This is a genomic window from Sporosarcina koreensis (assembly GCF_000826145.2).
In the GTDB taxonomy this organism is placed as follows: Bacteria; Bacillota; Bacilli; order Bacillales_A; family Planococcaceae; genus Sporosarcina; species Sporosarcina trichiuri.
In genome coordinates, this window is the sequence record NZ_LN651335.1 from 230,179 (window position 1) to 244,131 (window position 13,953).

General features: G+C 53.4%; 18 protein-coding genes and 2 other annotated features. All 18 genes read left to right on the forward strand.

The window, feature by feature from the left end; translation table 11 throughout:
- Nucleotides 1-46: 46 nt before the first annotated feature.
- The 18 genes from radA (at nt 47) to rplL (ending at nt 13,940) form a co-directional block, all read left to right on the forward strand.
- Nucleotides 47-1,420, forward strand: coding sequence for a DNA repair protein RadA (gene radA / locus BN1190_RS02610; RefSeq protein ID WP_040285458.1), 1,374 nt, complete (start codon nt 47-49; stop codon nt 1,418-1,420).
- 136 nt (nt 1,421-1,556) lie between these two features.
- The gene (locus BN1190_RS02615; RefSeq protein ID WP_040285459.1) at nt 1,557-2,654 is read left to right on the forward strand and encodes a PIN/TRAM domain-containing protein; all 1,098 of its coding nucleotides are present in this window, start codon (nt 1,557-1,559) and stop codon (nt 2,652-2,654) included.
- 30 nt (nt 2,655-2,684) lie between these two features.
- Nucleotides 2,685-3,380, forward strand: a complete 696-nt coding sequence (ispD, locus tag BN1190_RS02620; protein WP_040285460.1) for a 2-C-methyl-D-erythritol 4-phosphate cytidylyltransferase — start codon at nt 2,685-2,687, stop codon at nt 3,378-3,380.
- Complete coding sequence (ispF, locus tag BN1190_RS02625) at nt 3,377-3,853, forward strand: 2-C-methyl-D-erythritol 2,4-cyclodiphosphate synthase (protein WP_040285461.1); 477 nt, start codon at nt 3,377-3,379, stop codon at nt 3,851-3,853. The genes ispD and ispF overlap by 4 nt, the downstream gene beginning before the upstream one ends.
- Before the next feature lie 64 nt (nt 3,854-3,917).
- Nucleotides 3,918-5,378: a glutamate--tRNA ligase gene (gltX, locus tag BN1190_RS02630; protein WP_040285462.1), complete on the forward strand. Its 1,461-nt coding sequence runs from the start codon at nt 3,918-3,920 to the stop codon at nt 5,376-5,378.
- A gap of 61 nt (nt 5,379-5,439) precedes the next feature.
- Nucleotides 5,440-5,668, forward strand: a binding site (T-box leader).
- A gap of 97 nt (nt 5,669-5,765) precedes the next feature.
- Nucleotides 5,766-6,431 carry a serine O-acetyltransferase gene (gene cysE, locus BN1190_RS02635; protein ID WP_040285665.1) on the forward strand — a complete coding sequence of 222 codons (666 nt, stop codon included), beginning with the start codon at nt 5,766-5,768 and terminating at the stop codon, nt 6,429-6,431.
- Nucleotides 6,431-7,831 (forward strand): cysteine--tRNA ligase, encoded by a 1,401-nt coding sequence (cysS, locus tag BN1190_RS02640; RefSeq protein WP_040285463.1) that lies wholly within the window; start codon nt 6,431-6,433, stop codon nt 7,829-7,831. Before cysE ends, cysS begins: the two co-directional genes overlap by 1 nt.
- Nucleotides 7,828-8,256, forward strand: coding sequence for a Mini-ribonuclease 3 (locus tag BN1190_RS02645; RefSeq protein ID WP_040285464.1), 429 nt, complete (start codon nt 7,828-7,830; stop codon nt 8,254-8,256). The genes cysS and BN1190_RS02645 overlap by 4 nt, the downstream gene beginning before the upstream one ends.
- Nucleotides 8,243-9,004, forward strand: coding sequence for a 23S rRNA (guanosine(2251)-2'-O)-methyltransferase RlmB (gene rlmB, locus BN1190_RS02650; RefSeq protein WP_040285465.1), 762 nt, complete (start codon nt 8,243-8,245; stop codon nt 9,002-9,004). The genes BN1190_RS02645 and rlmB overlap by 14 nt, the downstream gene beginning before the upstream one ends.
- Nucleotides 9,001-9,516, forward strand: a complete 516-nt coding sequence (locus BN1190_RS02655) for an NYN domain-containing protein (RefSeq protein WP_040285466.1) — start codon at nt 9,001-9,003, stop codon at nt 9,514-9,516. Before rlmB ends, BN1190_RS02655 begins: the two co-directional genes overlap by 4 nt.
- A 68-nt stretch (nt 9,517-9,584) precedes the next feature.
- Nucleotides 9,585-10,235 (forward strand): RNA polymerase sporulation sigma factor SigH, encoded by a 651-nt coding sequence (gene sigH, locus BN1190_RS02660; protein WP_040285467.1) that lies wholly within the window; start codon nt 9,585-9,587, stop codon nt 10,233-10,235.
- Nucleotides 10,236-10,331: 96 nt separating this feature from the next.
- Complete coding sequence (rpmG, locus tag BN1190_RS02665) at nt 10,332-10,481, forward strand: 50S ribosomal protein L33 (protein ID WP_082023240.1); 150 nt, start codon at nt 10,332-10,334, stop codon at nt 10,479-10,481.
- 54 nt (nt 10,482-10,535) lie between these two features.
- Nucleotides 10,536-10,721 (forward strand): preprotein translocase subunit SecE, encoded by a 186-nt coding sequence (gene secE / locus BN1190_RS02670; RefSeq protein ID WP_040285468.1) that lies wholly within the window; start codon nt 10,536-10,538, stop codon nt 10,719-10,721.
- A 109-nt stretch (nt 10,722-10,830) separates the two neighbouring features.
- Nucleotides 10,831-11,367: a transcription termination/antitermination protein NusG gene (gene nusG / locus BN1190_RS02675; RefSeq protein ID WP_040285666.1), complete on the forward strand. Its 537-nt coding sequence runs from the start codon at nt 10,831-10,833 to the stop codon at nt 11,365-11,367.
- A gap of 175 nt (nt 11,368-11,542) precedes the next feature.
- Nucleotides 11,543-11,968 carry a 50S ribosomal protein L11 gene (gene rplK / locus BN1190_RS02680; RefSeq protein WP_040285469.1) on the forward strand — a complete coding sequence of 142 codons (426 nt, stop codon included), beginning with the start codon at nt 11,543-11,545 and terminating at the stop codon, nt 11,966-11,968.
- Nucleotides 11,969-12,086: 118 nt separating this feature from the next.
- On the forward strand, nt 12,087-12,785 hold the full coding sequence (gene rplA, locus BN1190_RS02685; RefSeq protein WP_040285470.1) for a 50S ribosomal protein L1: 699 nt from the start codon (nt 12,087-12,089) through the stop codon (nt 12,783-12,785).
- Between the two features lie 42 nt (nt 12,786-12,827).
- Nucleotides 12,828-12,976, forward strand: a sequence feature (ribosomal protein L10 leader region).
- Between the two features lie 35 nt (nt 12,977-13,011).
- Nucleotides 13,012-13,512, forward strand: a complete 501-nt coding sequence (gene rplJ / locus BN1190_RS02690) for a 50S ribosomal protein L10 (RefSeq protein ID WP_040285471.1) — start codon at nt 13,012-13,014, stop codon at nt 13,510-13,512.
- A 62-nt stretch (nt 13,513-13,574) separates the two neighbouring features.
- Nucleotides 13,575-13,940 (forward strand): 50S ribosomal protein L7/L12, encoded by a 366-nt coding sequence (gene rplL / locus BN1190_RS02695; protein WP_040285472.1) that lies wholly within the window; start codon nt 13,575-13,577, stop codon nt 13,938-13,940.
- Nucleotides 13,941-13,953 lie beyond the last annotated feature (13 nt).

The window sequence follows — 13,953 nt, forward strand, 5'->3', positions numbered from 1 at the left end:
TGAAAAAAGGGGAAGGGCTGTCCTCTTCGTCGTTTGGAGGACTTACATGGCAAAAAAGAAGACAAAATTCATGTGCAGCGCCTGCGGCTACGAATCCCCGAAATGGATGGGCCGCTGTCCGGGCTGCGGTGAGTGGAACACGATGGAGGAAGAGACGGAAATCGTACAGAAAGGTCCTCGCGGCGCATTCCAGCATACGGGTGCAGTCAAACAGAAAGCGATGCCCATCAATGCTGTTGCCGTGGAAGACGAACCGCGCATCCAGACGGACATGGGGGAGCTCAACCGTGTTCTCGGCGGCGGAATCGTGCCTGGCTCGCTTGTATTGATCGGCGGAGACCCCGGTATCGGGAAGTCGACTTTGCTGCTCCAGGTGTCCGCCCTGCTGTCAAACCGACAGCAGCGTGTCCTGTACATTTCAGGGGAAGAATCGATCCGACAGACGAAACTCCGGGCGGAGCGGCTCGGTGTCCTGTCGGATGAACTATATATCTACGCGGAGACGGATCTTGCGATGATCCACGAGACGATCGAAAGCGTGAAACCGAAGTTCGTCATCGTCGATTCCATCCAGACGATCCACCATCCTGAAGTGTCTTCCGCTCCGGGCAGTGTGTCGCAGGTGAGGGAGTGTACCGCGGAGCTGATGAAAATCGCGAAGACCCAGGGGATTGCGATCTTCATCGTCGGACATGTCACAAAAGAAGGGCAGATTGCCGGTCCCCGGCTGCTGGAGCACATGGTGGATACGGTCCTGTATTTTGAAGGGGAACGGCACCATACGTACCGGATTCTGCGAAGTGTGAAAAACCGGTTCGGCTCGACGAACGAAATCGCCATTTTCGAAATGGTGCAGGCCGGGCTGAAAGAAGTGCTGAACCCTTCCGAACTGTTCATCCAGGAACGGTCGCAGGGCGGAGCGGGTTCGACGATTGTCGCCTCGATGGAAGGGACACGTCCGATCCTCGTCGAAATCCAGGCACTCGTCACACCGTCCAGTTTCAATTATCCGAAACGGATGGCGACGGGGCTGGATCAGAACCGCGTCTCGCTCCTGATGGCGGTCCTGGAAAAGCGGATGGGCATGCTATTACAGGCGCAGGATGCGTATATTAAAGTGGCGGGCGGCGTCAAGCTGGATGAGCCCGCAATCGATCTCGCCGTCCTGATGAGCATCGTGTCAAGCTATCGGGACACGGCACCGAGCGGGACAGACTGCTATATAGGTGAAGTGGGACTGACCGGTGAAGTCCGCAGGGTCTCCCGGATTGAACAGCGGGTCGGCGAAGCTGCGAAACTCGGATTTGAACGTGCAATCATACCGGCTTCCAATGTCGGCGGCTGGGAATACCCGGAAGGCATCCAGGTCGTCGGTGTCGAAACTGTACGGGAAGCGCTGGAACTCTGCCTGCCCGAGTAACTGCCGGGATGAGGGAACTTTCGCGGACTGCGGAGGGTCCTGTGAAAAAAGCAGGATTCCCCGTCCTCGCCGGTTCAAGAAAGCAATCGGCGGGGAATACCTGTATACTGGGACTATTAAAAAGGAGGTGGATCGTATGATGAAACGAGTTGTGCAAGTTATGTTTCTGTTAGTCGGCGGGACGCTCGGTGTCTTATTTCTTCCGTATTTATTCCAATTATCTCATTTTACAGCCTCTCCACTGATCGATAATCCGTATGTTGCTGCAATATTAGGAGCGCTGTTCCTGTTTGTGTTCAGCACCTTCCTCACTGATCCGATTGTCAATTTCATAAAGTGGCTCGAAGATCTGCTCTTGAAAGCGCCGATCCTCGATTTGTTTTTCGGTTCGATCGGCCTGATTGTCGGCCTGGTGGTTGCATTCCTGCTCGGATCGGCGCTGAATAACATCCGGATTCCCGCTGTGACAGCGCTGCTGCCGATGCTGCTTTCGGTGCTGTTCGGGTACCTTGGTTTCCAAGTGGGCTTCAAAAAGCGGGATGAATTCCTCAATGCCCTCTTTTCGATCCGCAATGTCGGAAGGAAAAAGGACGGGGAAACTCAGGAGAACACCGATTCCCAGCCGGTCCATAAAATTCTCGACACGAGTGTCATCATTGACGGTCGAATTGCGGATATCGTGGATACCGGATTTTTGGAAGGAGTGCTCGTCGTGTCCCAGTTCGTTCTGACAGAACTGCAGCATATCGCGGATTCCGCGGATACGCTGAAACGGACGAAAGGGCGGCGCGGGCTGGATGTGCTGCGCCGTCTTCAGGAAGGCGACGGCAAAAAGATCCTTATCACCGACGAGGACTTCCCGAATGTGGCGGAAGTGGATCTGAAGCTTGTCCATCTTGCGAAACGCATGAAAGGTCTCGTCGTGACAAATGACTTCAACTTGAACAAAGTGGCGGATCTGCACGGTGTCGAAGTGCTTAACATCAACGACCTGGCGAATGCCGTCAAGCCGGTTGTCATCCCGGGTGAGGATATGCACGTCATGGTCATCAAAGATGGAAAAGAGCATAACCAGGGGGTTGCATACCTGGATGACGGGACGATGATTGTCATCGAAGAGGGCCGCAGCTTCATCGGCACATCGATCGACGTCGTTGTCACGAGTGTTCTGCAGACGTCTGCCGGCCGGATGATCTTCGCAAAACCGAAACATAGCAAACAATCGAAATCCTGAACAGGCCGGGTTGCGCGGAAGGGAGACAGCATGGAGTATACAGTGATGATGCCGGCAGCCGGCAGCGGCACTCGGATGGGTGCCGGACAGAACAAACTTTTCCTCGGACTCGCAGGAAAAACGATATTGGGTCGGACTTTGGAAGTTTTCCAGGCGGACCCATGGTGTAAGGGAATCATCCTTGCGGTAAAAGAATCGGAGCGGCCGCAGATCGACGCCATCCTGGCGGAATCCGGCATTACGAAAGTGAAGGCGATGCCGGCGGGAGGTGCAGAACGGCAGAATAGTGTAGCGGCTTGCCTGGAAGCGCACAGCGGCGGCGGTATCGTGCTCGTCCACGATGCGGCCCGGCCGTTCATCAGGCAGAACGTCATCCATGAGCTGGCGGAGCGCGCAGCAGCCGGCGGAGCCGCGGTCGCCGGTGTGAGAGCGAAGGATACGATGAAATACGTAACAGACGGGCAGGTCGAAGAGACAGCGGACCGGGAACGGCTGTGGGCCATCCAGACCCCTCAGGCGTTCCGGTATGATCTTCTGCTCGAAGCCTCCCGCAAAGCGGCCGGAGAAGGGTTCCTCGGCACAGACGAATCCATGCTCGCGGAGTATGCGGGCTATCCGGTGTATGTTGTGGAAAGCACCTATGATAATATTAAGATGACAACACCGGAAGACTTGGAATACGGTGGGTATTTACTGAAAAAACGGCACGGGGAGACGATGGAATGATACGGATCGGACAAGGTTTTGATGTACATGAATTCGCGGAAGGACGGCCGCTCATCATCGGCGGCGTGACAATCCCGCATACAAAAGGTCTGATCGGCCATTCGGATGCGGATGTACTGCTGCATACAATCACGGATGCGGCTCTCGGAGCGATCGGCAAAGGAGATATCGGACACCATTTTCCGGATACGGATGCGGCATTCAAAGATGCTGACTCGGCGGTCCTGCTCGAAGAAGTTTGGAAAATCGTCGAAGCGGAAGGGTATGCGCTCGGGAACGTGGATTGTACGATCATGGCGCAGCAGCCGAAGATGGCGCCGCACATCGGGACGATCCAGAAACGGATCGCCGGGCTGCTGCATGCCGATCCCTCACAGGTGAATGTGAAGGCGACGACCACAGAGCGGCTCGGATTCGTCGGCAGGGAAGAAGGCATCGCCGCTCTTGCTGCGATCCTATTGGTGAAAGCTTAAAATTTTGGTACACTGAAAATCAGACTTGAATACGAATCGAACTACAGAACGGAGATGTTTCACCATGTCAGCAGAAGTACGCGTGCGCTACGCACCCAGTCCGACAGGCCACCTGCATATCGGCGGAGCCCGGACAGCGCTGTTCAATTACTTATTCGCCCGCCATCACGGCGGGAAATTCATTGTCCGCATCGAAGATACCGATACGGCCCGTAATATCGAAGCCGGGGAACTTTCACAGCTGGACAACCTGAAATGGCTCGGTATCGACTATGATGAGTCTGTCGATATCGGCGGTCCGTACAGCCCATACCGCCAGATGGAACGGCTCGATACGTATGAGAAATACTCACAGGAGATGCTTGAAAAAGGGGCAGCCTACAAGTGTTTCTGTACCTCGGAAGAACTGGAAGAAGAGCGTGAAAAACAGAAACAGGCCGGTATCGCGGCGCCGATGTACAAAGGGACCTGCCGCCACCTGACGGAAGAACAGGTTGCGGAAAAAGAAGCGGCGGGCATGCCGTATACGATCCGTATGCGGGTGCCGGAAGATGTCACGTATACAATCGACGATCTCGTCCGGGGCGCCGTCCAGTTCGAATCGCATGATATCGGTGACTGGGTGCTGGTCAAAGCGAACGGGATTCCGACATATAACTTCGCGGTCGTCATCGATGATCACCTGATGGAGATGACGCACATATTCCGCGGAGAAGAGCATTTGACGAACACACCGAAACAACTCATGGTCTTCGACACGCTGGGCTGGGAAGCGCCGCGTTACGGACACATGACACTGATCGTCAACGAAGACCGCAAAAAACTGTCCAAGCGGGATGAGTCGATCATCCAGTTCATCTCCCAGTATAAGGAGCTCGGCTATTTGCCGGAAGCGATGTTCAATTTCTTCGCCCTGCTCGGCTGGTCGCCGGTCGGTGAAGAGGAACTGTTCACGAAAGAGGAACTGATCGAACAGTTCGATGAAAGCCGTCTGTCGAAATCCCCTTCCATGTTCGATAAGCAGAAGCTGACATGGATGAACAACCAATACATCAAGAAACTCACGCTGGATAAAGTAATGGACCTCACACTTCCGCATCTCGTCAAGGCAGGGCTGGTAAACGAAGACATGTCTGCGGAGGAACGCAGCTGGGTTCGTGATCTGATCGCCCTCTATCATGGCCAATTGAGCTTTGGTGCTGAAATTGTCGAGCTGTCCGCCCAGTTCTTCAGCAATGCGATTGAATATGATGAGCAATCGAAAGAGATTCTGGCAGGCGAGCAGGTCCCTGAAGTGATGGCTTCGTTCAAGAAGCAGCTCGAAAGTCTGGAAACGTTCGACGCACCGTCCATCAAAGCGGCCATCAAAGCCGTGCAGAAGGAAACCGGCCACAAAGGGAAGAACCTGTTCATGCCGATCCGTGTCGTGGCGACAGGCCAGGCGCACGGCCCTGAACTGCCCGAGTCGATTGCGCTGCTCGGACGTGACAAAACCATTGCCCGTGTCGAAAAGTATGCACAGTGAGCGTCTGTTGACAAGGCGCGGACGCTGTGTACAATGAGAGATACAACAGCACGAATTGAATAGGTAAGCATTGAAGAGGAGAAGTACGCAAAAAACGGGTCCGACAGAGAGGCTCCCCCTTGGCTGAAAGGGAGCCGGACCGGCCGTTTTGCGGAAATGCACCTCGGAGCGCCGGGCTGAACAGTGAAGTAGGCCGGACGTCTTGTCTGCGTTATAGACATTGAGCGGCAAGACAGGATATCCCTGTCCTTGCCGAAACAAGAGTGGAACCACGCAAACGCGTCTCTGTCGTCAGACAGGGGCGTGTTTTTTGTTGGCGCAGCCAAGACCGCCAAACGGCTTCGGTCCGGCCGGATGCTGTTCACCAAACTCAGAAAGGGGAACGACATGTTTTCTCGAATGAAAGAAGACATCCACTGCATTTTCGACCAGGATCCTGCTGCCCGGAGCACTTGGGAAGTCGTCCTCACTTACTCAGGCCTGCATGCGATCTGGACACACCGGCTGGCGCATGCATTCTACAAGAGAGACTTGCGTTTTGCAGCCCGTGTCCTCTCCCAGGTGGGACGTTTTTTCACAGGGATCGAAATCCATCCCGGCGCAGTCATCGGACGCAGGCTGTTCATCGACCATGGGATGGGCGTGGTCATCGGAGAGACGTGTGAAATCGGTGATGACGTAACCATCTACCAGGGGGTGACCCTCGGCGGCACCGGAAAAGAGAAAGGCAAGCGCCACCCGACACTGCACGACGGTGTCCTCGTCGCAACGGGGGCGAAAGTACTTGGCAATATCATCATTGGAGAGAACAGCAAAGTCGGTGCAGGATCGGTCGTCCTGAAAGACGTGCCTGCCGATTCCACAGTTGTCGGCATCCCCGGCAAAGTGGTCATCGCGAACGGTGTCCGGGTCAAAGACCGCCTGAGCCATTCATTTCCCGATCCTGTATCCGACCGGTGCCAGATCCTCGAGGACCGGATCGCCCGCTTGGAAGCCGAGCTTGCTGCTGTACGGAAGGAACTGCCCACTACTTCAGAAAAGGATGATGTGTGATGACAATCCAGATTTATAACACGCTGACGCGGAAGAAAGAACCATTCGTTCCGCTCGAAGAAGGTAAAGTGAAAATGTACGTATGCGGACCGACCGTCTACAACTACATCCATATCGGGAATGCGCGTCCGGTCATCGCATTCGATACGGTCCGCCGCTACTTGGAATACCGGGGATTCGATGTCACCTATGTCTCGAATTTCACGGATGTCGACGACAAGATCATCAAAACTGCAAATGAGCTCGGCGAAGAAGTGCCGGAGCTGACGGAGCGTTTCATCCAGGCATACTTTGAAGATGTCGGCGCGCTCGGATGCGGAAAGGCGGATATGCATCCCCGTGTCACCGATCATATCCAGGATGTCATCGACTTCATTGCCCTGCTCATTGAAAAGGGATATGCATACGAAGCGGAAGGAGACGTCTATTTCCGGACACGGAAATTTGATGGATACGGTAAATTGTCTCACCAGTCCATCGATGAACTGAAAGTCGGAGCACGCATCGAAGCGAGCGAACGGAAAGACGATGCGCTCGACTTCGTCCTTTGGAAAGCAGCGAAAGAAGGCGAGATCTCCTGGACGAGTCCGTGGGGGGAAGGCCGTCCCGGCTGGCATATCGAATGCTCTGTCATGGCCCGGCAGCTGCTCGGCGACACAATCGACATCCACGCCGGCGGCCAGGACTTGACCTTCCCGCATCACGAGAATGAAATCGCCCAGTCCGAAGCGCTGACAGGCGAGCCGTTTGCGCGCTACTGGATGCACAACGGATATATCAATATTGATAATGAAAAAATGTCGAAATCCCTCGGGAACTTTGTTCTGGTGCATGACATCATCCAGCAGATCGATCCGCAAGTGCTGCGGTTCTTCATCCTGTCCGTCCATTACCGGTCTCCGGTGAACTTTGCTCAGGATCTTGTGGAGAGCGCAGCGAACGGACTCGGCCGGATCCGGACAGCCTACGAAAACATCGGTCACCGTCTTGCGGTCTCGGCGGATAATGGCGACCAGCATGATATCTGGCTGCATAAGATCCGGCAGCAGCAGATACTGTTCGAAGAAGCGATGGACGATGACTTCAACACAGCAAACGCCATTGCCGCGATTTTCGAACTCGCCAGTCTCGCCAATGTGTATCTGCGTGAGAAGAATACGGAAACGGCAGTGCTGGAAGCGTTCCAGGAGACGTTCCGCAGGCTGATGTCCGTCCTCGGCCTCCCATTCCGCGACAAGGAAGAGCTGCATGATGATGCGGTGGAACAGCTGATCGAAGACCGTCAGACGGCCCGCAAAAACAAGGACTTCGCCCGTGCGGATGAAATCCGCGACACACTGAAGGCGCAAGGGATCCTTTTGGAAGACACGGCCCAGGGAGTCCGGTGGAAACGCGCATGAAGGACTATACATTGCGCACGCAGGATGTGCGCCAGCTGAAAGCCCTCTCGCTGGCCTACATGGGGGATGCCGTCTTCGAGCAGGCCGTGCGTGAGCACCTTCTCCGCTCGGGACGCGTTAAACCCAATGTGCTGCACAAAGAAGCGACGACCTATGTCTCGGCCAAAGCGCAGGCCGCCATCTTGCGGACCATGGTGGAGGAAGACTTCCTGACAGAGGAAGAGTTCGCTGTCATGAAGAGGGGCCGCAATGCCAAGTCGGGATCCGTCCCGAAAAACACGGATGTTGTGACGTACAACCACAGTTCCGCGTTCGAAGCGGTCGTCGGTTTCCTGTATTTGCTCGGGGACAGCGAAAGGACTGGGGAGTTCATCCGAAAAGCGATCGAAATTGCAGAAGGAGGAGAGCGGAATGCCGGAAATTGATGGTGCCGAACTGATCGGCGGCAAGAATCCTGTTGCAGAGGCCCTGCGATCAGGACGGGAACTCAATAAAATCTGGGTTGCGGAAGGGCTGAACAAGCAGAGTATCGGTGAAATCACGACACTCGCCAAAAAGGCGGGGGTCGTCGTGCAGGCTGTTCCGAAAAAGAAGCTGGATCAGCTGCTCGATGTGAATCACCAGGGAGTCATTGCCTCAGTCGCGGCCTACAGCTATGCGGAACTGGATGACGTCTTTGCAATCGCCGAGCAGCGGGGTGAAGACCCGTTCATCCTGATGCTTGACGAGCTGGAGGATCCCCATAACCTGGGGTCCATTCTCAGGACGGCGGATGCTGCGGGCGTCCACGGCATCGTGATCCCGAAACGGCGTTCTGTCGGACTGACGGGCGTTGTGGCGAAAGCCTCCACGGGGGCCATCGAGCACATCCCGGTTGTCCGTGTTGTGAATCTCGGCCAGACCGCCGATGAACTGAAGAAACGGGGTGTCTGGATAGCAGGGACGGATGCACGCGGTTCGGCCGACTACCGGACGATGGATGCGACGCTGCCTCTTGCCATCATCATCGGCAGCGAGGGGAAAGGGATGTCCCGCCTGCTGAAAGAGAAGTGTGATTTCCTGTATCATCTGCCGATGCGCGGGCATGTCACATCCCTCAATGCCTCTGTGGCTGCATCACTCCTCATGTATGAAGTCATGCGCAAACGGCTGCCGCTCACACCGGCGCCGTGAAGAAAGATATTCTGCTGGTCGATGGCTATAACATCATCGGTGCCTGGCCGGAACTGCAGGAACTGAAACGGGTGAAGCTCGCGGAAGCAAGAGACCGGCTGATCGATCGGCTGGCCGAGTATCAGGCGTTCAAAGGGTGGCGTGTCATTATCGTGTTCGATGCCTACCTGGTCCCCGGTATCGAGAACAAACAGAAACAATCGAATGTGGAAGTGGTGTTCACAAGGGAAAATGAGACCGCCGACGAGAGGATCGAGAAATTCGTGGCGGAACTCTCCGGCCGGCGTGTCCAGCTGCACGTTGCAACATCCGATCGTACGGAGCAGTGGATGATCTTCGGGCAGGGAGCCCTGCGGATCTCGGCTCGTGAGCTGGAAATCGAACTGCAGGACATCGACCGGATCATCACGGAGAAAGTGAAAAAGATCCAGGAGGACCGGTCCTTCTCCAAGATCCAGCTGTCGCAGGAAGTGGCGGAAATCTTCGAAAAGTGGCGACGGGGGAACAGATGACCGGTTGACGCAAAAAAATCTACTGCGCTATAATTGACATACTAGTATGACAGACCGGAGTGATGGGAATGGCGGAGAAGACAGTACCTGCACCGAGACCAGCAGACTTCAGCACTTTTTCCGATGAACAGATGATCGGAATCATCCAGCAGGGGAACACGGATGCCCTCGATTTCCTGATTACAAAATACCAATCCTTCGTCCGCATGAAAGCGAGATCCTATTTCATGATGGGCGGCGACAGGGAGGATATCATCCAGGAAGGCATGATCGGTCTGTACAAAGCGATCCGCGACTTCCGGCCGGACCGCCTCAGTTCGTTCAAAGGGTTTGCCGAACTGTGCATCAAACGGCAGATCATCACAGCCATCAAGACCGCTACCCGTCAGAAGCATATCCCGCTGAATTCATCCGTCTCGCTGGACAAGCCGGTGTTCGATGAAGAATCCGACCGGACCTTGCTGGATGTGCTGACGAATGCAGAAAACGACGATCCGGAAAACCTGATGATCTACAAAGAGGAGTTCGTCCAGATGGAACTCGAGATGAACAAAGTGCTCAGCGGCCTTGAAAAAGAGGTGCTCGGCCTCTATCTGGACGGACAGTCCTACCAGGAAATCTCGCAGGAGCTGAATCGCCAGGTGAAATCTGTCGATAACGCGCTCCAGCGCATCAAGCGGAAACTTGAGCGCTTCATGACAGCCGGCGCGCCGACGTGAAACATCGCCAATTTTCTGACTAACATCGCGTTGACAGAGAATAGGTTAGGTGGTACTCTTTATCAAGACTATGGAAAGACTAGGTGTTCACTAGAAATGTCAAATAAAATTGTAGTTAGCTGTGAGAAATGCGGTTCCAGAAACTATTCGCTCCCGGCAGCAAGCGGCCGATCCGCAGAACGCCTGGAGCTGAAGAAATACTGCAGCCATTGCAATACGCACACATTACACAGACAAACAGCGTGAGGGTCTGGCTTGACTGAAGGCCGTCATATCTACTATTCGGAGGTTTGCAAAAGAATGGGCAAGATAACAAGTTTCTTCAAAAATGTTGTCACGGAAATGCGGAAAGTCAGCTGGCCGAAACGGAAAGACCTGACACGCTATACGATCGTCGTACTCAGCACAGTCGTCTTCATGGCTGTCTATTTCGGTCTTGTGGATCTTATCTTATCACGGGTCATGGAATGGTATGTTGCGTTATAATAGGGCATGTTAAATAGCATCTTGAAAATATCCCGTCTGACTGAAAGCACGGGTTTTTTCATTTTGACCAAAAAGGAGGGACGGACGCACAGTCCTCAGCGCTATGGAAATGGAGAAAAATTGGTACGTCGTCCATACGTACTCAGGTTACGAAAACAAAGTGAAAGAGAATTTGGAGAAGCGTGTCGAGACGATGGGCATGCAGGATAAGATCTTCCGGGTCATCGTTCCTGAAGAAGAAGAAACGGATTTCAAAGAAGGCAAGAAGCGGACGGTCATGCGCAAAACCTTCCCGGGTTACGTACTGGTTGAAGTCATCATGACGGATGATTCCTGGTATGTCGTCCGGAATACACCGGGCGTCACGGGGTTCATCGGTTCATCAGGCGGCGGCGCGAAGCCGACGCCGCTGCTGCCGGAGGAAGTGGAATTCATCCTCAAGCAGATGGGGGTGAAAGACAAGAAGATGGACGTCGATTTCGAGATCGGCGAGATGGTGGAAGTGCTGGAAGGACCGTTCGCGGGCTTCCAGGGCAAAGTCGAGGAAATCGAACTGGACAAAGGGAAGGTCAAAGTATCCGTCGACATGTTCGGACGTGAGACGAACATGGAGCTGGACTTCGGGCAGGTTGAACGCACCGATTGAAAAAAATCGTGCGTTCCCTCTTGCAAACCTGAGAAAATGATGGTATTATTTCAAAGGTCAGACGTCGTTTTGTCTGGACGTATTAACAAAATTCTACCGGCAGCCGCCGGCAGGCACATATTGAGTGGGAGGGGCAACCCAAATACCACATCACGGACTTAAGGAGGTGTGTCTCGTGGCTAAAAAAGTAATTAAACTTGTGAAACTGCAGATTCCTGCAGGGAAAGCAAACCCAGCACCGCCAGTTGGACCGGCGCTCGGTCAAGCGGGTGTGAACATCATGGGATTCTGTAAAGAATTCAATGCGCGTACATCTGACCAGGCAGGTTTGATCATTCCTGTTGAAATCACTGTATTCGAAGATCGTTCATTTACATTCATCACAAAAACTCCGCCGGCAGCAGTTTTGCTGAAGGTTGCAGCTAACATCCAAAAAGGATCAGGCGAACCGAACAAATCGAAAGTTGCAAGCGTGAAGCGTGATCAGGTTAAAGAAATTGCTGAACAGAAAATGCAGGATTTGAACGCTGCGTCTGTTGAAGCGGCGATGGCAATGGTTGAAGGTACTGCTCGCAGTATGGGAATCACGATCGAAGACTGATCGTTTTTGCGCATCCATTGAACATTGTTACGGGGGTTGCGGTCGTTCGTAAGAACACGCAACCCTTACTCGTGGGAGGACCATTCCGCTAAAACCACAATCGAGGAGGAACTATCAGATGGCTAAAAGAGGTAAAAAGTTCGTAGAAGCTGCGAAGCTTGTAGACCGCACAGCGGCATACGACCTGACTGAAGCGATTGAACTCGCTAAGAAAACAAGCACGACAAACTTCGATGCTACAGTTGAAGTGGCTTTCCGTCTCGGAATCGACACACGTAAAAACGACCAGCAGATCCGCGGAGCAGTCGTACTGCCGAACGGCACTGGTAAAACACAGCGCGTACTCGTTTTCGCAAAAGGCGAAAAACTGAAGGAAGCGGAAGCAGCAGGTGCTGACTATGTCGGCGATGCTGAATATATCGCGAAAATCCAGCAAGGATGGTTCGACTTCGACGTGATCGTTGCGACACCTGACATGATGGGTGAAGTCGGTAAAATCGGACGCGTGCTCGGACCAAAAGGTCTCATGCCGAACCCGAAAACCGGCACAGTTACATTCGATGTAACGAAAGCTGTCGAAGAGATCAAAGCAGGTAAAGTTGAATACCGTGCGGACAAAGCTGGGATCATCCACGCGCCGATCGGTAAAGTTTCGTTCGATAACGAGAAGCTTACAGAGAACTTCAACGCTGTCTTCGAAGTGATCCAGAAGGCGAAGCCGGCTGCAGCAAAAGGTACGTACATGAAGTCTGTTGTTGTGACGACGACTATGGGACCTGCTGTAAAGATCGATACTTCTTCAGTAACTGTAAAATAATCAGTTGACAGATGCCCTGCCGTTTGGTAGGATAACGTTTGTTACAATATACGATTTGTACCGCAGACAGCAGGGGCGCCAGCGCTTAATCATCCTGCCGAGGGACAAGACGCTCTTTTTCGAAATGAAAAGATGACGACTTTCCAGCCCTCCGTCTGTTTAACAGATCGGAGGGCTTTTTATGCATATGGTATGAATGCCCCTATACTAAACAGGAGGTGTCAAGATGAGCACAGTATTAGAAGCAAAAAAAGCGGTTGTAAGTGAAATCGCGGACAAAATGAAAGCTTCTGCTTCCATGGTCGTCGTTGACTACCGCGGTCTTAACGTTGCGCAGGCAACTGAACTGCGTAAGCAACTTCGTGAAGCAGGCGTGGAGTTCAAAGTCTACAAAAACTCAATGGCCCGCCGCGCTGCTGAAGAGTCAGGCCTTGAAGGTCTGAACGAACATCTTACAGGCCCTAACGCAATCGCGTTCTCGACTGAAGATGTCATCGCGCCAGCACGCGTACTCAACAACTTCGCAAAAGATAACGAAGCTCTGGAGATCAAAGCAGGTGTCATCGAAGGCTCGATCGCTTCTGTTGAAGAAGTGAAAGCATTGGCGACTCTTCCTTCACGCGAAGGACTTCTCTCCATGCTCCTCAGCGTACTGCAGGCACCGATGCGCAACTTCGCATTGGTTACCAAAGCGGTTGCCGAATCGAAAGAAGAACAAGGCGCATAATTCTGCGGCCTGACAAAATCACGGGATAGCCCGTAAAAACACATCCATTAGGAGGAACTATAATGACTAACGCGCAAATCTTAGACGCTATCAAAGAAATGTCTGTTCTTGAACTTAACGACCTTGTAAAAGCAATCGAAGAAGAATTCGGCGTAACTGCTGCAGCTCCTGTTGCTGCTGGCGCAGGCGCTGGTGCTGGAGAAGCAGCTGCTGAGCAGACTGAATTCGACGTAATTCTTGCTGGCGCTGGAGACCAGAAAATCAAAGTCATCAAAGTCGTTCGCGAAATCACAGGCCTTGGCTTGAAAGAAGCGAAAGAAGTTGTTGATAACGCTCCGAAGCCGATCAAAGAAGGCGTTGACCAGGCAGAAGCTGACGAACTCAAAGCTAAACTTGAAGAAGTCGGTGCTTCTGTAGAAGTTAAGTAATAGCCGGATTGCG

Bases quoted from the DNA above. Each gene is read 5' to 3' on its own strand.
- radA (WP_040285458.1), top strand. From the start codon at position 47: ATGGCAAAAAAGAAGACAAAATTCATGTGCAGCGCCTGCGGCTACGAA.
- BN1190_RS02615 (WP_040285459.1), top strand. From the start codon at position 1,557: ATGATGAAACGAGTTGTGCAAGTTATGTTTCTGTTAGTCGGCGGGACG.
- ispD (WP_040285460.1), top strand. From the start codon at position 2,685: ATGGAGTATACAGTGATGATGCCGGCAGCCGGCAGCGGCACTCGGATG.
- ispF (WP_040285461.1), top strand. From the start codon at position 3,377: ATGATACGGATCGGACAAGGTTTTGATGTACATGAATTCGCGGAAGGA.
- gltX (WP_040285462.1), top strand. From the start codon at position 3,918: ATGTCAGCAGAAGTACGCGTGCGCTACGCACCCAGTCCGACAGGCCAC.
- cysE (WP_040285665.1), top strand. From the start codon at position 5,766: ATGTTTTCTCGAATGAAAGAAGACATCCACTGCATTTTCGACCAGGAT.
- cysS (WP_040285463.1), top strand. From the start codon at position 6,431: ATGACAATCCAGATTTATAACACGCTGACGCGGAAGAAAGAACCATTC.
- BN1190_RS02645 (WP_040285464.1), top strand. From the start codon at position 7,828: ATGAAGGACTATACATTGCGCACGCAGGATGTGCGCCAGCTGAAAGCC.
- rlmB (WP_040285465.1), top strand. From the start codon at position 8,243: ATGCCGGAAATTGATGGTGCCGAACTGATCGGCGGCAAGAATCCTGTT.
- sigH (WP_040285467.1), top strand. From the start codon at position 9,585: ATGGCGGAGAAGACAGTACCTGCACCGAGACCAGCAGACTTCAGCACT.
- rpmG (WP_082023240.1), top strand. From the start codon at position 10,332: ATGTCAAATAAAATTGTAGTTAGCTGTGAGAAATGCGGTTCCAGAAAC.
- secE (WP_040285468.1), top strand. From the start codon at position 10,536: ATGGGCAAGATAACAAGTTTCTTCAAAAATGTTGTCACGGAAATGCGG.
- nusG (WP_040285666.1), top strand. From the start codon at position 10,831: ATGGAGAAAAATTGGTACGTCGTCCATACGTACTCAGGTTACGAAAAC.
- rplA (WP_040285470.1), top strand. From the start codon at position 12,087: ATGGCTAAAAGAGGTAAAAAGTTCGTAGAAGCTGCGAAGCTTGTAGAC.
- rplJ (WP_040285471.1), top strand. From the start codon at position 13,012: ATGAGCACAGTATTAGAAGCAAAAAAAGCGGTTGTAAGTGAAATCGCG.
- rplL (WP_040285472.1), top strand. From the start codon at position 13,575: ATGACTAACGCGCAAATCTTAGACGCTATCAAAGAAATGTCTGTTCTT.